This window comes from Pseudomonas sp. MEJ108 (genome assembly GCF_030208985.1).
Taxonomy (GTDB): Bacteria; Pseudomonadota; Gammaproteobacteria; order Pseudomonadales; family Pseudomonadaceae; genus Aquipseudomonas; species Aquipseudomonas fragariae.
The window spans coordinates 84040-103001 of sequence record NZ_JARVSW010000008.1; the positions used below are offsets into that span (position 1 = coordinate 84040).

Annotated in this window: 12 protein-coding genes; 1 reads left to right on the forward strand and 11 read right to left on the reverse strand. The window is 61.5% G+C overall.

Annotated elements, in window-relative coordinates:
- Nucleotides 1-17 precede the first annotated feature (17 nt).
- The 10 genes from QRN50_RS04705 to kdpF form a co-directional block, all read right to left on the reverse strand.
- Nucleotides 18-2027 (reverse strand): transglutaminase TgpA family protein, encoded by a 2010-nt coding sequence (locus QRN50_RS04705; protein WP_060406142.1) that lies wholly within the window; start codon nt 2025-2027, stop codon nt 18-20.
- Nucleotides 2024-3007, reverse strand: coding sequence for a DUF58 domain-containing protein (locus QRN50_RS04710; protein WP_096126576.1), 984 nt, complete (start codon nt 3005-3007; stop codon nt 2024-2026). Before QRN50_RS04710 ends, QRN50_RS04705 begins: the two co-directional genes overlap by 4 nt.
- Nucleotides 2977-3894 carry an AAA family ATPase gene (locus QRN50_RS04715; protein ID WP_011267404.1) on the reverse strand — a complete coding sequence of 306 codons (918 nt, stop codon included), beginning with the start codon at nt 3892-3894 and terminating at the stop codon, nt 2977-2979. Before QRN50_RS04715 ends, QRN50_RS04710 begins: the two co-directional genes overlap by 31 nt.
- Nucleotides 3895-5268: 1374 nt before the next feature.
- The gene (locus QRN50_RS04720; RefSeq protein ID WP_003316607.1) at nt 5269-5547 is read right to left on the reverse strand and encodes a lipoprotein; all 279 of its coding nucleotides are present in this window, start codon (nt 5545-5547) and stop codon (nt 5269-5271) included.
- 96 nt (nt 5548-5643) lie between these two features.
- Nucleotides 5644-6336 carry a response regulator gene (locus tag QRN50_RS04725; RefSeq protein ID WP_024642333.1) on the reverse strand — a complete coding sequence of 231 codons (693 nt, stop codon included), beginning with the start codon at nt 6334-6336 and terminating at the stop codon, nt 5644-5646.
- Nucleotides 6333-8996 (reverse strand): DUF4118 domain-containing protein, encoded by a 2664-nt coding sequence (locus QRN50_RS04730; protein WP_024660644.1) that lies wholly within the window; start codon nt 8994-8996, stop codon nt 6333-6335. The genes QRN50_RS04725 and QRN50_RS04730 overlap by 4 nt, the downstream gene beginning before the upstream one ends.
- A 67-nt stretch (nt 8997-9063) precedes the next feature.
- Nucleotides 9064-9636 (reverse strand): potassium-transporting ATPase subunit KdpC, encoded by a 573-nt coding sequence (gene kdpC / locus QRN50_RS04735; RefSeq protein ID WP_024651632.1) that lies wholly within the window; start codon nt 9634-9636, stop codon nt 9064-9066.
- A gap of 54 nt (nt 9637-9690) precedes the next feature.
- Nucleotides 9691-11769: a potassium-transporting ATPase subunit KdpB gene (gene kdpB, locus QRN50_RS04740; protein WP_060406141.1), complete on the reverse strand. Its 2079-nt coding sequence runs from the start codon at nt 11767-11769 to the stop codon at nt 9691-9693.
- A gap of 10 nt (nt 11770-11779) precedes the next feature.
- Nucleotides 11780-13474 (reverse strand): potassium-transporting ATPase subunit KdpA, encoded by a 1695-nt coding sequence (kdpA, locus tag QRN50_RS04745; protein WP_057457112.1) that lies wholly within the window; start codon nt 13472-13474, stop codon nt 11780-11782.
- Nucleotides 13475-13476: 2 nt separating this feature from the next.
- On the reverse strand, nt 13477-13572 hold the full coding sequence (gene kdpF, locus QRN50_RS04750; RefSeq protein WP_003406089.1) for a K(+)-transporting ATPase subunit F: 96 nt from the start codon (nt 13570-13572) through the stop codon (nt 13477-13479).
- Nucleotides 13573-13814: 242 nt separating this feature from the next.
- On the opposite strand from kdpF, the gene QRN50_RS04755 reads away from it, so the two are divergent.
- On the forward strand, nt 13815-14078 hold the full coding sequence (locus QRN50_RS04755; RefSeq protein ID WP_003406091.1) for a LuxR family transcriptional regulator: 264 nt from the start codon (nt 13815-13817) through the stop codon (nt 14076-14078).
- A gap of 80 nt (nt 14079-14158) precedes the next feature.
- Here QRN50_RS04755 and QRN50_RS04760 read toward each other — a convergent pair whose 3' ends face one another.
- Nucleotides 14159-18946: an RHS repeat domain-containing protein gene (locus tag QRN50_RS04760; protein ID WP_096127387.1), complete on the reverse strand. Its 4788-nt coding sequence runs from the start codon at nt 18944-18946 to the stop codon at nt 14159-14161.
- Between the last annotated feature and the right edge of the window lie 16 nt (nt 18947-18962).

Genomic DNA, 18962 nt, shown 5'->3' on the forward strand with positions numbered 1-18962 from the left:
CCCTTCGACAAACTGATTCATGAATGCCTGTCCCTGACGGCTGACAGCCTCCATGGCAAACCACGGCGCAGCGTGCTCAGTGCCTGCCTCAAGCGGCTTGCCGAAGCCAGCCGCCCAGCGTAGCGCTGCGCTTGAAATTCGCGGATGAAACCTTCAATGGCCTCGGCATGCTGCGGAAAGTAGAGCACCGCCCTGCGGCAGAATGCGTCAGCGCCTTCACCCGGCATACGACGCAGACCATGGCGGGCGAGCAAGCGTTCAAATGCGTTGAACACGCGCAGTTGCGAGTCGCTTTCGCGTTGCCAGGGTTTGAACAGCCATAACGCGACCAGGCCCAGTGAAAACAGGCTTCCCAGGACAAAAACCGGCGCCTGGAAGCCTGAAAACCAGCGACCGAGAATTTGTAACTGCTGTTGTCCCTGATAGCCCAGCACCCAGCGCTGCCAGCCGTAATTGAGGTTATCCCAACTGAGGCGCAGGGCGTTGACCCAAGGCACGTTGCGGTAGCGTAACGCTGAATAGGGCGAGTCCTGCAGAAACGCTTCGTCCGCCGCCAGCGCCTGCTCCAGACCTTGCTCGATACGTTGCGGTGCCACGGCTGCAGTCGGGTCGACGCTGCGCCAGCCCACGCCCGGCTGCCAGTATTCCACCCAGGCATGCGCGTCGAACTGGCGAACAGTCAGGTACTGCCCGTCGGGGTTCAGTTCGCCGCCCTGATACCCGGCCACCACGCGCGCCGGAATGCCTGCCGCGCGCAGGACAAAGGTCATGGCACCGGCATAGTGGGCGCAAAACCCCTGACGACTGGCAAACAGGAATTCATCGATGCTGTCATTGCCCAATGGCACCGGCTTGAGGGTGTAGTGAAACGGCTGATCGCTGAAGTAACCGAGCAGCGCCGCGACCATGGCGTCCGGTGTGGTGTAGCGGCGGCGCAGTTCATCGGCCCATTGCCGCGCCTGATCATTGCCCTTGGCAGGCAACTGCAGGTCCTGACGCTGGATCTGCTCGCTGGACAGCGGATCACGGACGCTCTGTGGCCATGAGTTGACGGCGTAGAGCAGCGACTGCTCGACGGAGCGTCTGCGCTGCAGGCGGAAGTCGCTCATCTGCCGCACGTCCGGCAACGTGGTTTCTGCCACATCGAGGCTGGGCAGCCAGGGCCGGCCGCTGGCTTCCATGACAACGCTGTAGGCCAGCGGCTCACCGCGTTTCTCCCACTGCGCAATCTGTACGGTCTGGGCGCGGGCCGACTGCGACCAGCGACGCCCATCGAACTGCTCAAGGGTCAGACCGCGCCAATACAGCTGATTGCGCGCCGGGATCGGCCCTTCGAAACTGGCGCGGAACACCAGCGCGGGCGATTTGCTCAGCTCCGCCATGTCGCCGGGTGCCATGTTGTCCGACAGACCGGTGACGCCTTTGTTGCTCGGCTGCGGCAGCGACCAGAGCGGGTCCAGACGCGGGAAGAACAGAAACAGCAGGAGCATCAACGGCAGTGCCTGCGCCATCAGTTTGAATGCCAGCTTGAGCGTGTCGGCCGACCTGCCGGCCAGGTCCGTGTGTTGCAGGCCGATCAACGCAGCCAGCAGCGCGCTGACCGGCAGCAGACTGAAGAGCGCCCACAGCAGGTTGTCTTCGAACAGATAGCCGACCGCCACGCAAAAGAAGCCAAGGAAAATCAGCACCCGCGCGTCACGGCGATTGTTCATTTCCAGCATTTTCAGAACGAATGCCGCCACCAGTAACGCAGCCCCGGCATCCAGCCCGACCAGGCTGCCGCGCGCCAGATAAACGCCACCGGCGGTGCCCACCAGCAGCCCCGACTTGACCCAGGTGCCAGGCAATCGCACGCGCATGCGGAACGCTTGAACGCGCCACACCGTGCAGCCCAGCCAGAGGATCATGATCGACACCGGGACATGCAGCGCGAACGGCAGCACCACCAGTGCCTGCGCCACCAGCAGCCAGGTCAGGCTGACACGCGGAATGGGCGCGGCGGGAACTGCCTTGACCTTGTCGTTCATGAGCGATGGCCGTACAGCGCAAGGGCGCGCAGGCAGACTTCGCGGTGTGCATCACCGCTGTCCACCGCTGACAGAAAGCCCGGTAACCGCAGGGCAAACGGCTGGTGCCGCTGCGACAGCTCCAGCACCCAATAACACAGGCGCGACAGGCGCTCCTCGATATCCCCGCCCAGTGCCATGAAGTCCAGGCACAGGTCATGGCCACTGAGGTCGGTGAAGTCCTTGATCAACAGCCCCTGCCCGCGTGAATACGCCTTCCAGTGCAGGCGACTGCGATTGTCACCCGGCTGGTAGCTGCGCAGGCCCTGATAATCATCGACACCGGCACCCTGGGTAGCATGGCCATCGTCCTCGGCATGCGGCTGCACGCCCTTGAGCAACGGCAGGGTCCCGGACAAGGGTCGAGGATAGATCAAGGCGCTCTGCTCCAGGTCGAGCCAGCTCCAGGCACGAAAGATGCCCAGCGGAAACACGCTCTCGATGCGCAGCCTTGGTGCATGCAGCCAGCCACGCTTTTCGGCGGGTAGCGTCAGCTCCAGGTCGGTCAGCCCACGGGGCAGCACGTCGCCTGACTGCAACGCTGTCGCGCTCCAGCCGAACCCCAGTGCATGGTGAGCCTGACCGGCACTTTCCAGGCGCAGGCGCAATTGCACCGGTTCGCCGACGAATACCGAACGCGCCACGCCCGCACTCAGAACCAGACCGCTGATGTTGCGGTAGGTGTGCAGGATGGCCAGCACGCCTATCGACAGCAATAGAAAGGTCAACCCGTAGGCCAGACTGTTCTGGTAATTGATCGCCACCAGCAGCATGAGCACCAGCACTAACGCGTAAATCATGCCGGTGCGTGTCGGCATGATGAAAATGCGCCGGTGGTCGAGGGTGATGCGTGACGCTGGAGGAATTCGCCTCGACAGCCAGCGTTGCCAGAGCGGTTTGAGCGGTTCGATCAAAGCACGGGCACCTCGCGCAACAGCCACTGCACCAGCGCACCGCCGCCGTGTCCGGTCGGATCGCTGCGTTCACGCAGCCGGTGGCCGATCACCGATGGCAGCACCGCCTGCACGTCCTCGGGAATCACATACTCACGCCCCAGCAACATCGCCCAGGCCCGTGCAGCGGCCAGAACCGCCAGGCTCGCCCTGGGTGAAAGTCCGTAGGCGAACTGCGGCTGACTGCGCGTCGCCTCGACCAGTCGCAGGACATAATCAACCAGCGCGTCACTGGCACGCACCTGCCGCGCCTGCGCCTGAAGCTGGCCAAGCAGGGCGTGATCCAGAATCGGTTGCAGACGCGGCAACAGCTCGCGGCGCGACTCGCCCAGCAGCAGGGCTTTCTCTGCTGCTCTAGCCGGGTAGCCCATGGAAATGCGCATCATGAACCTGTCCAGTTGCGACTCGGGCAAGGCAAAAGTACCGCCGGAACTGAACGGGTTTTGAGTCGCGATCACAAAGAATGGATCGGGCAACAGACGCGTTGCGCCTTCGATCGACACCTGCCCTTCTTCCATCGCTTCCAGCAACGCGCTCTGGCTCTTGGGCGTGGCGCGGTTGATCTCGTCGGCGAGCACCAGCTCAGCGAAAATCGGGCCCGGATGAAAGGTGAACTGCCCACTGTCCCGATCAAATACCGAGGTCCCCAGGATGTCACCTGGCAGCAAGTCAGAGGTGAACTGAATGCGCTGATAACTCAGACCAAGAATTTTCGCCAGCGCATGACTGAGGGTAGTCTTGCCCATCCCCGGCAAGTCCTCGATCAGCAAATGCCCGCCGCCGACCAGACACGTCATCGCCAGGCGTACCTGCGCCTCCTTGCCCAGCACCACCTCATTGATCGCGCTCAGGCACGCATCGAGTTTTCTACCCATCGAAAGCCCCTTCCGGCAACTGCTTCATGACTGTGGGACTGCAAGCGATGCTAATGTCCGAACACTTTAAAGTGAGCGTAGGCCGTTTCGCCAGAGTTGGTTAGGCCTACCGTCTCGCCAGACTGAAAGATTTGTGACGCAGAGCGTCACGAACGGCATGCCGACGCGGAGCGTCGGCACGATAGCCAAAACAATCTCATGCCTTACCCGCAGCCACTGCCGCAAAAGTTCTTTTCAACCACGATGGTACTGACGACGCAGAGTGCGACGTAAGTGACGGCTGAGGCCTGGCGCTGATCCGGGGGTAGCCTGGCAGGACGCCAGGCTAGCCGCACCGGACCATGGATGGTCCGTTGCGGCGACCCCCGGATCAGTGACAGGGCGAAGGAACCCGACGAAGTCGGGCCGGAAACCGGAGCGAGGGGGTTTGCCTACTTTGGCCCCATCAAAGTAGGTCGCCGAGGGGCGAAAAGGTGACTTGAGCCAGAAACAAACATCACTGATATCGCAGAACCGCCGTGTGACGCAGAGCGTCACGAACTGCATTCCCACGCTGGAGCGTGAGGAACGATAGTCATCAGTTTCCGGGCCGTGCCTTTAGCCAAATTGCTCTGAAGCGCTTTTCAACCGCGATGGCACTGACGACGCAGAGTGCGACGTAAGTGACGGCTGAGGCCTGGCGCTGATCCGGGGGTAGCCTGGCAGGACGCCAGGCTAGCCGCACCGGACCATGGATGGTCCGTTGCGGCGACCCCTGGATCAGTGTCAGGGCGAAGGAACCCGACGAAGTCGGGCCGGAAACGGAGCCAGGGGCTTTGGTCACTTTGGCCCCTTCAAAGTGACTCGCCGAGGGGCGAAAAGGTGACCTGAGTCGAACCTCAATCTACCTGGCATCACAGAACAGCTGTGTGACGCAGAGCGTCACGAACTGCATTCCCACGCGGAGCGTGAGGAACGATAGTCATCAGGTTCCGGGCCGTGCCTCTAGCCCGACTACTCTAAAGTGCTTTTCGAACACGATGGTACTGACGACGCAGAGTGCGACGTAAGTGACGGCTGAGGCCCGGATCAGTGTCAGGACGAAGGAACCCGACGAAGTCGGGCCGGAAACAGGAGCAAGGGGGTTTGCCTACTTTGGCCCCATCAAAGTAGGTCGCCGAGGGGCGAAAAGGTGAACTGAGCCGAACGTCAATCCAGCTGACATCGCAGAACAGCCGTGTGACGCAGAGCGTCACGAACTGCATGCCAACGCATTAGCACGATAGTCATTGTCCAGACGCCCCATTTTCAGGGGCTTTACTGGCCTCTTCGCGAGCAAGCTCGCTGCCACGGCCTTCGGCCAGAATCAGGAGCAGACCTGTGTATCGTCAGCTATCAACGGCCAGCGCGGGACTCACGGATGTAGAAGCGGGCCTTTTCGGACTTCTCGGTGCAGCCTTCAAACGCCTCGAACTGCTGCTGAGTCTTGGCACCCGTCAACAGCGACAAGGCCTTCGAGTAACTGACCGTTCCGGCGAAGCCTTCAGCCTTGGCCAGATCCAGCTCATGCCAGGCCGCGTCGAGCTGAGTGGCGCAGCTGTCGCGATATCCGGTCTTGCCAGCACAACCTGCAAGAACCAAAACAAGCAATGGCAGACAGATAAGGGCTTTCATGCGGGTGTTACCTCAAGAGAGAACAGGGAGTGTGCGGCTTTGACGGTGCGCGGCAGTAAAAGTGCCGCAGCACGGGGCTCTGCTCGCTTTTTTCATCTAGTGATCAGCGAGCAGACGATACCCTATTCCAGGCTCGGTGAGGATGAACCGCGGAGCGGTCGGATCGTCCGCCAGCTTCTGCCGCAAATGCCCCACCACGATACGCAGATAGTGACTGTCTTCGGTGTGCGTAGGCCCCCAGATATCCTTGAGCAATTGCTGCTGGGTAATGACCCGCCCAGGATGCCGCGCCAACTGCGCCAGCACCGCGTATTCCTTGCGGGTCAGCGCCACTTCGAGACCGTCGAGCAGCACGCGCCGATAGGCCAGGTCGACGGTGAGCGGTCCGAACTCAAGCGCAGATTCGGGCTTATCGCTGCCCGACGCCTGCCTGAGCAGCGCCCTGACCCGGGCCAGAAACTCCTGAATGCCAAACGGCTTGGTCACGTAGTCGTTGGCGCCGGCGTCCAGCGCCTGGACTTTCTGTGCCTCACTGGCGCGTACCGAAAGCACCAGCACCGGCACCGCCGACCACTCGCGAAACTCGCTCAACACCTGCTGACCGTCCATGTCCGGCAGCCCAAGGTCAAGCACCAGCAAATCGGGTTTGTTCAAGGCAGCCTGAGCCAGACCCTCGGCGCCCGTGGCGGCTTCCAGCACCTTGTAGCCCTGCGAGACCAGACTGATGCGCAGAAACTTGCGAATCTGCGGCTCGTCGTCGATGACCAGAATGGTGGTCGCCTGGCTCAAGCGGACTCCTCCAGTTCCACATCCGGCTGCGCCTGCAGCGGCAGAAACAGCGTGATGCGCGTACCCAGCCCATCAATACCCTCCTCGACCGAAAGCCGTCCGCCATGCGCGCCGATCATGCCCTGACAGATCGCCAGCCCCAGCCCGGTGCCCTGCCCGCCACGATCGCCGCGGGCGGCGGTGTAGAACATGTCGAAAATCTTCGCTCGTTCGTCTTCGGGAATGCCGGGGCCTTCGTCACTGACCGAGAAAAACAGTTCACTGTCGACCACACCGGCCGCCACCTGCAGGCGTCCATCGACGGGTGAAAAGCGCGCAGCGTTCTCAAGCACATTGACCAGCGCCTGCTCGATCAGCGCTGCGTGCACGTACAGCAGCGGCAGCTCGCCAGTCACCTGGGTGCTGACCTGCAATGGCGCCAGTACGGCACGCAGCCGGTTGAGCGCGCTACCGACGATATCGGCGGGCGACACCCAGTCGCGGGCCAGCTTCAGCGCACCGTGCCCCAGACGCGTCATGTCCAGCAGGTTCTGGATATAGCGGTCCAGGCGCTCGGCTTCATCGCGGGTGCCTTCCAGCAGCTCGCGGCGATCCTCCAGTGGAATGGCTTCACCCAGGGCCAGCAGGCTGTCGATGCTGCCGCGCATCGAGGTCAGCGGGGTACGCAGGTCGTGGGACACCGAGGCCAGCAAGGCACTGCGCAGTTGCTCGGTTTCACCGTGCAGGCGCGCCGCCTCAAGCTCTTGCGCCAGTTGCGCACGGGCCAGCGCCTGCGCCAGTGGCTGGGTCAGTGCCGCCAGCAGACGTCGATGCTGCGCGGTGAACGACTGGCCTTCCCGCGCGCAGACCCCAAGTAGAGCCAGCGGCCCTTCTTCTGCGGTGATCGGCCACCACCACCAGCGTCCGGACGGCAAGGTGCCAGTGCCACTGCCCGCAGGTTGATCGTGCTTCCAGGCCCAGTCGGCGGCAGCACGCTCGGCTTCCGAGAAGGTCAGCGGCCCACCGGTTTCGACCACCCTGCCGCCCTCTCCGTCGCGGCCGACCAGGCACAAGTGCAGTTCCTTCCAGCCGGAAAAATGCTGCTCGGCGGCGCTGAATACCGCCTTGCGGTCGGTGGCGGCGGTCATCTTGCGCGACAGGTCGAGCAGTTCGCTGGTCTGTTCCTGGGTATCGCGCAATGCCTGCAACTGCCTGCGCTGGCGTGCTGCGAGCTTGCCGGTCAGGGCCGACATCAGCAGGAAGAACAACAGCGTCAGCACGTCTTCTTCGCGCTGGATGTTCAGGGAAAAGCTCGGCGGAATGAACAGAAAATCATAGGCCAGGAACGATAACCCGGCACAGGCCAGCGCCGGGCCCATGCTGCTGCGCACGGCGACCAGCAATACCGCAGCGAGAAAGATCAGGGAAATGTTCGGCAGCGCCAGCACGCCTGCAACGCCCCAGGCGACCAGACTGGCGATCAACGTGGCGACGAACGCCAGACCGTAATCGAACCACACGACTTCGCGGGCCGGGCGCGCACGCGGCGGCTGATCGGGCAGTTCCTCGCTGTCGTCGAGCACCGAGATTTCCAGCCCATGCCCTTCACGCAACAAGCGCGCCGCGACGCCGCCACCAAACACGCGGCGACGCCAATGCCGACGCGACTGGCCGACCAGCACCACGCTGGCACGTCGTTCGATGGCATGCTGAACCAGCGTTCTGGCAACCTCACCGGCGCGCAGTGAAACCGCTTCACCGCCGAGCCGCTCGGCCAGTTGTTGAGCGCTTTGCAGGCGCGCGCGGGACTGCTCGTCGAGGGTTTGCCCATCGTCCACATGCACGGCGCTCCATGGCAGATGGCGACGCTGGGCAACCCGACTGGCATGACGCACCAGGCGCTCGGCATGGATATCGCCATCGATGCCCACCAGCATCCGCCCGCGAACCGCCGGGGCCGACTGGCCCAATTGCCGGTAGCCCTGCGCCAGATCGTTATCGACCTGCGCCGCCGCTGTCTGCATGGCCATTTCGCGCAACGCGGTGAGGTTGGTCTGGGTAAAAAAGGCATCGATGGCCGCGCGCGCCTGCTCCGGCACGTAGACCTTGCCGTCGCGCAGGCGCTCCAGCAGTTCGCGGGGCGGCAGGTCGATCAGCACCAGTTCAAAGGCTTCCTGCAGCACCCAGTCCGGCAGGGTTTCACGCACCTGCACGCCGGTGATGCCGCGGACATGGTCATTAAGGCTTTCAAGATGCTGGACGTTGACCGTGGTGTAGACGTCGATACCGGCGGCGAGCAGTTCCTGAATGTCCTGCCAGCGCTTGGTGTGGCGACTGCCGGGCGCGTTGGTGTGCGCCAGTTCGTCGACCAGCACCAGGCTTGGCGCAGCCTTGAGCAGCGCGTCGAGGTCCATTTCTTCGAGGGTCATGCCGCGATAATCAGTGCGCAGCAAGGGCTGTTGCGGCAGGCCGCTGAGCAGCGCCTCGGTTTCTGCGCGGCCATGGGTTTCGACCACGCCCGCCAGCACCTTCACGCCTTGGCGCAGCTGCGCGTGAGCCGCCTGGAGCATGGCATAGGTCTTGCCAACGCCTGGCGCAGCCCCGAGAAAAACCTTCAGCCGCCCGCGCCCCTCTCGGGGCAGCTGGGCCAGCAGTGCGTCAGCTCGACCGGAATCACTCACGTTGGTTACCACCCTCTTTCTGATCAGCTACAGCTTAGTGAATCTGCTGCGTACACGGCGCACTTTGTTACAGCTGCGCATTGCGCGGTGCAGACGGTAACTGATTCAGGCTCATATTCAAGGCCAATACGTTAACCACGGGTGGGCCGATCAGCGGACGCTGGGTATTGGCGTCGATCAGCGCCTGCACTTTGTCCAGCGGCAACTGCCGGGCCGCGGCAACGCGACCGGCCTGCCAGGCCACCGCTTCAGGCGAGAGGTGCGGGTCAAGGCCGCTGCCGGAGGTGGTCAGCAAGGCCATTGGTATCGGTTCCTGCGAGGCGTTGGCCAGTTTCGCGGCATCCTCTTTCACGCGTGTCGCCAGCGCCGGGTTGCTCGGTGCGAAGTTGCTTGCGCCACTGGCCACGGTCGCGAATGCGCCAGCCGAAGGACGCGACTGAAACCACTCATCGCCGGTGAATGACTGGGCGATCAGCGCCGAGCCGCGCACCTTGCCCGACGTGTCATACACCAGGCTGCCATTGGCCTGGGCCGGAAACGCCACTTGTGCCACTCCGGTGACCACCAGCGGATACGCCACACCGGTAATCAGGCTCATCAACACGATCAGGCTCAAGGCCGGACGCAATACATTGGACATCTGCACATCCTCAATCAGGTGAGGCTGCACGCCGACCGGCATGCAGCACAGGCTTCAAACACGGCCGAGTGCGACCAGCAGCATGTCGATCAGCTTGATGCCGATAAACGGCACAACGATGCCGCCCAGGCCGTAGATCAGCAGGTTGCGACGCAACAAGTGAGCCGCGCTGGCCGCCTGTACACGCACGCCGCGCAGGGCCAGCGGGATCAGCACGACGATGATCAGCGCGTTGAAGACGATCGCCGAGACAATCGCGCTCTGCGGGCTGGCCAGCTTCATGACGTTGAGCACACCCAGTTGCGGGTAGATCGAGGCAAACAGCGCAGGCAGTACCGCGAAGTACTTGGCCACATCGTTGGCAATCGAAAAGGTGGTCAGCGCACCGCGGGTGACCAGCAACTCCTTGCCGATCTGCACCACGTCCAGCAACTTGGTCGGGTCGCTGTCGAGGTCAACCATGTTCGCCGCTTCGCGTGCCGCCTGAGTGCCGTCGTTCATCGCCATGCCGACATCGGCCTGGGCCAGTGCGGGCGCATCGTTGGCACCGTCGCCGCACATCGCCACCAGCCGCCCTTCTCCCTGCTCCTGGCGAATCCGCTCCAGTTTTTTCTCCGGTGTGGCTTCAGCCAGAACGTCGTCGACACCGGCCTCGGCGGCAATCGCTGCGGCAGTCAACGGGTTATCGCCGGTGACCATCACGGTACGGATACCCAGTTTGCGCAGCTCTTCGAAGCGTTCGCGAATACCCGGCTTGACCACGTCCTTGAGATGGATCGCGCCCAGCAACCGACCGTTGGCGCAGACCAGCAGCGGCGTGCCGCCGGTCTTGGCAATCTTGTCGACTTCACGGGCCAGTACAGGCGGCAGCTCGCTGCGCTGCATGTCGATGAAGGCCAACAGCGAATCCACTGCACCCTTGCGGTACACGTGGCCCTGATAATCAACGCCGGACAGACGCGTATCAGCGCTGAACGGCACAGCCGTCACCGAGCTCAGGGTCGGCTCGTTCATCGGGTGCAGGTTGCGCAGGAACTCGACGATGGATTTGCCTTCTGCCGTGTCGTCGGCCAGCGAGGCCAGCAAGGCACCCTCACCCAGTTCCTTGGCGGTCACGCCCGGTGCAGCGTAGACCGCGGCGCAGCGACGGTTGCCGAAGGTGATGGTGCCGGTCTTGTCCAGCAGCAGCACATGCACATCGCCCGCGGCTTCCACGGCGCGACCGGACTTGGCAATCACATTGAGGCGCACCAGGCGGTCCATGCCGGCAATGCCGATGGCCGACAGCAGACCGCCAATGGTGGTCGGGATCAGCGTGACCAGCAACGCCACCAGAAACACCAGCGGCAGGCTGCCACCGGCAAAGTGGGCGAACGGCTGCAAGGTGATGACCACCAGCAGAAAGATCAGGGTCAGGCCGATCAGCAGAATATCCAGCGCGACCTCATTGGGGGTCTTTTGCCGCTTGGCGCCTTCGACCAGCGCGATCATGCGGTCCAGTGTCGACTCGCCGGGGTTGGCGCTGATGCGGATCAGCAGCCAGTCGGAGACCAGCCGGGTGTTACCGGTCACGGCCGAGCGGTCACCACCGGATTCGCGGATCACTGGCGCGGATTCGCCGGTAATCGCAGCCTCGTTGACCGCCGCGATGCCCTCGATGACTTCGCCATCACCGGGAATCATTTCGCCGATCTCGACGCGCACCACATCACCCTTGCGCAACTCGCTGGCATTGATGATGCGCAGGTTGCCGTTGTCGTCCCTGATACGTGCCTTGAGCCCTTCGCTGCCCGCCTTGAGGCTGTCGGCGCGGGCCTTGCCACGGCCCTCGGCCAGCGCTTCGGCGAAGTTGGCGAACAGCACGGTGAACCACAGCCACAGGGCGATCTGCACGCAAACCGAAGTCGGCACCTGCGGGTTGGGGATCACGCACAACACGGTGGTCAGAATGGCGGTCAGTTCCACCACCAGCATGACCGGCGAACGCTTGAGCTGACGCGGGTCGAGCTTGACGAACGCCTGCACCAGCGCCGGACGCCACAGGGCGGCGATGCCGGTTTTTGCCGACTCGGTGGCCTGCGATTCAGTAGATTTCGCAGCAGCATTTTTTGCAGGATTAATAGGTAAGTTCATGATCGGTTCCTCAGAAACCCAGGCTCAGGTGTTCGGCAATCGGCCCCAGTGCCAGGGTCGGCAGGAAGGTCAAGCCACCCACCAGCAGAATCGTGACGGTCAGCAGGGTGACGAACAGCAGGCCATGGGTCGGGAAGCTGTTCTGGCCCTGCGGCGCAGCCTTCTTCACGGCCAGGCTACCGGCCAGGGCCAGCACCGGCAGGATGTAGCCGAAGCGGCCGATGAAAATCGCCAGGCTGAGCATCAGGTTGTGGAACACGGTGTTGGCACTGAAACCGCCGAACGCCGAACCGTTGTTGGCCGTGGCCGAGGTGTAGGCGTACAGCAACTGACTGAAGCCATGCGGGCCGGGGTTGCTGACGGCACCGGCCGGGCCGGGCAGGCTCGCGGCAATCGCGCCCAGCACCAGCACGCCGACCGGCATCACCAGCAAGGTCGCGACCAGCAGCCGGACTTCCTGCGCCTGCAGCTTCTTGCCCAGGTATTCCGGGGTGCGGCCAATCATCAGACCCGCGAGGAACACAGCGATAAGCACGTTGAGCAGCATGCCGTTGAGGCCGACACCGACGCCGCCGAAGATCACTTCGCCGACCATCATGTTGACCAGCGCGACCATGCCGGTCAGCGGGTTGAGGCTGTCATGCATGCCGTTGACCGAGCCGTTCGAGGCGGCCGTGGTAGCGACTGACCAGAGCACCGTGCCGGTGGTGCCGAAGCGGGTTTCCTTGCCTTCCAGCGGTGCGGTCTGCTCGACACCGGCGATGTTCAGCGCCGGGTTAGGCTGGTACTCGGCCCACAGCGAGACCGCACCGCCGATCAGCAGCAATGCCAGCATGCAGCCGAGGATCGCGCGGCTCTGGCGCATGTCCTTGACGTAATGGCCGAAGGTGAACACCAGTGCAGCCGGGATCAGCAGGATCGACACCAGTTCGAACAGGTTGCTCCAGGCGGTCGGGTTCTCGAATGGATGCGCCGAGTTGACGCCGAAGAAGCCGCCACCGTTGGTGCCCAGTTGCTTGATCGATATCTGACTGGCCGCAGGGCCCATGGGCAGGCTTTGATCAGCACCCTGCAGGGTCAGCGCGTCGATGTAGTGGCCGAAGTTCTGTGGCACGCCCTGCCAGACCAGAAACACCGCCAGCACGATACTGATCGGCAACAGGCCGTAGAGCGTGGCGCGGGTCATGTCGGCCCAGAAGTTACCCAGGCTCTGCGATGAGCGACGACTGATGCCGCGACACAGTGCCACCAGTACTGCCAGGCCGGTCGCGGCGCTGACGAAGTTCTGCACGGTCAGGCCGACCATCTGGCTCAGGTAGCTGAGCGACGCTTCGCCGCTGTAGGCCTGCCAGTTGGTGTTGGCGACAAAGCTCATGGTGGTGTTGAAGGCCAGCGACCATTCCATGCCCGGCAGTTGCTGCGGGTTGAGCGGCAGCATGCCTTGCAGCATGAGGATGGCGAACAGCACGACAAAGCCCGCCAGGTTGAACGCCAGCAAGGCCCAGGCGTATTGCTGCCAGGATTGCTCGGTTTTCGGGTCGACGCCGGAGATCCGGTAGCAGGCGCGCTCGACCGGCCCCAGCACCGGGCTCAGCCAGGTGCGCTCGCCTTCCATGACCCGGTAATAGAAACGTCCCAGCCACGGCGCGGGCGCCAGCAGCAGGACCAGAAAGGCCAGGATCAACAGATAATCGTAACTGTGCATGATCACTCCTGGCTCTGGTCGGCGCGCAACAGCGCCACCAGCAGATAGATGAACAGCCCGACTCCCATCAACAGAGAGATACCATCCATAACGCTCATTGAAATTTCCCCCATCAGGCAACACCGGTACGGCGAAGGCCGCGTGGGGTGATTGTCCGCAGGCAGGGTGTAAAGGCGCGAGATCGACAGGCTGGCCGGGGCGTAAAGAAGCTGTAAAAAAGCGCTACAGCCTTGACGGCGCAAGGCCTTCACGGTCCTGCCGCGCTGTCATTTATGTCAGGTTCGCGTTAGGGGATGCAGGGGTATCGTGGTGCGGCGATCTTCAGGGAAAGGACTTCACCATGCTTCGCGACAATGGAAAACCGCCCGGCACCACGCCGCCCTCCCAGACCACACCCGCCACTGTCCAGCTGACTGCCAAGGAACGACAAGTCCTGGAATGGGTGGCGCTCGGCAAATCCGCCTGGGAGATATCCCGAATACAAGGGTGCTCGGAAGCGACCGTGCACTTTCATACCAGCAATATCCGCCGCAAGTTCGGGGTGACGTCATTGAAGGCGGCGCTGGTGATGGCGATCAGGCAGGGGGTTATTTTGGTGGAGTGATATACAAACGTACTTCAAGCGTCTGGTTTAAACCGGGCAACGGGAGGTAGGTCGTTGACCGGTTATGCTAAAGCACCAGGTTAGTAATCAGGATTCGAACCCAAGTAATGTCTTTCACCCTTGGGGAGTCTTATGTCACTGGGCTTCGCCCGTTTGTTACCCAGCTCTATCCTTTGTTGTTGAGCATTGATAGCCTGATTAATATCATCTTCTTTTGTTACGCTTTTTAATTTGGACCTGGCTTCCTTGGTAATAATCCGCTTTCCGGCATGTTCCTTCGCATAGTTGTAATCCTTTTGTGCCTCTTTGTACATGAAGTCGTACATACCAAAGTTCTCTTCAGCAGAGCTATGGGCAGCCACAAGCTTCGACGGCGGACGTTTACCATTGACCGTATAGAACGAAAGTTGTTGTTCTTGTGCTTTTAGCTCAAACTCTGCGCTCTTGAAGTATCTCTCATTGCGGATGACTCTTTTCTCGAAGTTGTTTACGGTAGAGGGCTTCATCTTCCTCAAGCGAACAGGTGTCCTCTTGCTGTTAATAAGCAGCGTCTTCGGGATGGATGCGTCTGCTGCTATATTGAGAGGAGCGCTAAGAAATCTGATCAATGCCCCCCAAGGACTATGCCCCGTTGGATCCCGCATATTCACCGGATCCCCCTCGACATACGCATACCCATTCACCCCGCCCTCGCCAAACGGACTCCAGCTATCAGGACTGTTGAAGCGCATCAACACCGGGCTGTAGGCCCGATAGCCATTGCCCAGCATTTGCCAGCCGGTATCCGCCTCGCTCAGTTCGCCGTTGAACCCCAGTCTGCCGTGCGGTGGATCTTCACCGCTGGCGTGGCCGTAGGCCGTATACCACCTCCGGTTGACCCCGTCGGCAGCCACCTCGCCCAGCACGCTATCGCTGGCGCTGGTGGCAAGCAGCAGCGTCCGGTCACCCTGCTGCTCGGCCAGCAGGTAGTCGTCGCCACGCATGAAGGTGCTCTGGCCCTGGCTGCCGAGTTGATTGGCCAGCTCTCCGTCGCGATAGAAGCGCAGGTCCCTGTCGCCGCCACGGGTCTCCCCGGTCAGTTGGTCCTGGGGGTCGTACTGGTAATGAATGCCGGCTGAGGGCGTGCCTACTTCGATCAGGCGGCCGAGGGGATCGTATTTGAGCGTGCGCCCGGCCTCGTCGATGTCCAGATTGCCGTCCGGGTCATAGCGGAGGTTGATTTCAGGCGGGTAGTACGCGTGGTTGGTGTTCGTTACCCGGCTCAACTGCACGGGATCGTCACCCTCGTAAAAATACCTGGCATTGTTGCTGCCGCCATCGAAGCGGGTGGTGACGAACGTCAGGTTGTTAGCGCCATCGAAAATGAAGTTCTGCCCGAGGAGGGTCCTGCCATAAGGGTCCACCGGCCGTTGAGTCCCTGTGCACTGGTATTGAGTCAGGCGACCGGACGTATCGTAGTTGTAGTGTTCGTCACGGAGTATTTCCGTGCCTTCGCTAAGGGTGCGCTGGACCATGTCATCCACATCGTCATAGACCTGAACCATCTGCTGCTCGACACCATCGAGGTCAAACGTACGCTTTACTTCTCGCCCCAGATCATCATATTCAAGGCTGATCGCGACGGTTCTTTCGCGGCTGCTGTCGGTTTGGTCGGTGGTGGTGATTTTCGCGAGACGACCAAACACAACGTCATAGGCAAACGTTGAATAAACCTCACCCAGCCGGGTTTCCTCGAGACGACCGCAGGTGTCATAGCGATTGACCTGTTCCTGTCCCAGTACATCGGTGTAAGACAGCAGCAGGCCCTGTCGGCTGTAGCTGTAGAACATGTCGTAGGTTTTGCCTGCTGAGGTGCGCTTCTCGCTTTTCAGCGAGCCGGTACTGTAATACTCGCGATCCAGTATCTCACCCTGCTCCTCGGAATGAATCAGACGAGCATTCTGCTTATCGTACGTGTAATCGGCAGCCACACCCGGCTCCGCGGTCCGGGCAGGCGCTGCCCCAGGCCCGGATTCTTTCAGCGGATCAACTTCGCGGGTGGTGTCAGGTTCGGGCTCAGCTTCGGACTGCACCCGGCGCCACGGCTCGTCGCCTACCTGGGGCTTGTATTCGTAATCGATTTTCCGCTTGCTGGGCAGGGTTACCGTTCTGGGTTGCAGCAGACCGACGTCGTAAACAAGCGTACGTTTACGCCCGCCGGTGACAGAACTGACCAGACGATCCAGCCCGTCGAACGACTGCTCTCCCAACACAATGCTTTTGCCGTTGTGCTCGATGCCGATACTGATGGGCAAGTCTTCGCTGCTGTGGCTTGCATAGCTGCGACGCACGATGGCCTCGCTTGGCAATGTGGACTCGATCACCCGATCAAAGACGTCGTAGACATAGGTAGTGCGCCGCCTTCTGTTTACCACCCCGACAATTTCCTCGACACGGCGGCCAAGGCCATCGTAATGGTACTGGCTCAGACTGACCGAGGTGCCGGCCTTATCCTGTCGCTCGCTACGGGTCGGCTGTTCGAACAGGTTCATCCAGGTCTCGGTGAACTCGCTTTTCCCTTTGCCATCGGTGCCTTCGATCCAGCTACGCTGAACAGGGCCTTGCGATTGCGCCGTACCAATGGGGTCGGTCTCTTCGAACGTCTTGATATTATCCGGGCCGGTGACGCAGCGCTGTTCGCCCCAATCGTCATATTCGTAGACGCTCTTCAGCGCCAGATCCTGCTGACCAAGCCAGTCAAACTCGGTCTCGTTGACCATGAGCCCCCATGCGTCGTAAACGGCAGCGTAGGTCTGTCGAGGTTTGTCGACGCGCGCAGGTTTATCTGCGTCATCCCGCTCCTCATGGATGACTCGGTTGAGGCCATCAAAGTGACTGCAGGTTTTGACCCCCTTGACGTCGATGAGCGTCTGCGTGGCCTGATCGGTGGCCTTGGCACAGAGCTGATACTCATAACTTCTGGTCGCCTGGTAGATATCATCATTGGGCGCCACCGTTTCACTCAGTACACGCCGCAGGCTGTCGTAGACATAACGGATTTCCACGTTGTTGTCGTCGCGATTGAGCAAGGGTTCGCCGTTGAGCAGAGAATCCTCCAGGGTAATGACCTTCTTCGCGCCATCGAAGCCGGTCACGGTCTGTACGGTTTGCAGCACAGTCTTGCCATAAATCTCGCTGTCAGGGGTGCTGTAGGCATACTCTGTGCTGGTTGCATTCTCGCCCATGATCACCCGTTGCAGTTTGAGCCGACCGTGCAGAAGTGCGTTGTTCGGCTCATCGAAATATTCATAGGTCGTGAGGCGCTGCTCGTACTCATCTTCAGGGGCCTGCATCAGTAACGTTTCGCTTTGCGGTGCAAGCCATTGCTGCAGCTGACCGCCATCCACAGCAGGCAACGCCGTGTAGCGATAGCGGGTGATCAGGACCGGGGCATTACCGTAGTCGGACGCCGCCGGGATGATCTTGCTGCTTTTCATCCAGCGGACGAAGCCTTCAGGGTCTGGCGGGCAGCCATCCTCGCCGGCGGCCGGATACCACTCACTGACCTCGACCATACCGTTGGCCTGAGTCTGAGTGAGCAGATTGCCGTCTTTGTCATAGGTGCTGCTGACCATTTCACTGCGCGGCACACTGCCGTCTGACGACAGCCGCCAGGTGGTCTGGACCTCCTTGGGTAATTGACAGTAGGCAGGCTGAGTAAAAAAGGGTTGTCCCGGCACGATGTAGTACCGAGTGTCCACCTGCATGACGGTAAGGTTCTTGCGCGTGGTTTCCCGAGTGAGCAGGTGAAACTGGTTGAAGGTCCGTTCGATACTGCGCTCGGCATCAGGCTTGCCCGCGACCTGGACACGCAATGTCTCGGTCGACGAATATTCGTACAGCTCCGCCCCGAGATAGCGATACAGATTGTCCAGACCATTGTCTTCCCAGGCGATATCCAGCCCCGCGCCCAGGAAGTTGCGCTCGCGCCCGGCGCTGTCCTGGTAACTGTAAAAAACGTCCATTTGCGCCTGCCCCAAGCCCGGCGTCGTGCGATGGCGCGTGACTCTGGGCAGAGGGGGACGTGCCGCCCTGGCAGGAAACTGATGGCCGCCGTCGGTATAAAAGATCTCTTCCCGACCGCCAACGGGTGTTTCTACCGACGTCATGCATAGATGCTCACGGATCAGGCTGTATACAAAACGCCACGAGGCAGCATTGTCGGTCGGCAGCTCGATACGGTTGACACGGTGATCCGATCCGCCCAGCACCATCTTGAATGTCGCATCCGGGCCTTCGCCAGTGGTCATGCGCAGCGTCACCGCCGTGTCTTCGCGGCTGATGCCGAGCAGAAGCTGACCCGAGTCATCCGTTACTTCGCTGAGCATCTGATACCCGCCGAAAGAGGCGTAATCCAGCGTGACACTGTGACCTTCCGGGGCGAATACGCGCACCGGCAGTGCGACCCTGTTGGCCCCGCTGCCACGCAGTTCGAGCAGCTCCACCAGACCGGACTTGTGCATCACCCTGAAATGGGTCTCGTCCTCCTTGTACAAGTGAAAACTGTCGATTTTCTTTTCCGACATCAGCATCTGGTCGTCGCTGGTGCCATCGACCTTGAATGTCTCGCCGCTGCTCAGCGACACGATCTGGTTACCCGGATCGTACTGCGACAACTGCAGGTTCCAGCCCAGACCAAAGCCGCTGTCCTGGCGGTTGAGAGGGTTGTAGTTAAGTGCCAGTGGCATGCCCGGGCCACGCAATCCGTTGGTCTTGACATCGGGCAGGGTGATCGCCACCGTGTATTGCCCGGTACGGGGGTCAACGCCGCTCTGTACATAACTCAGGAAGTTGAACGCGTTGGAGTGTACGGAAGTCGATGCTGTCATGATCCATGAACCTCGA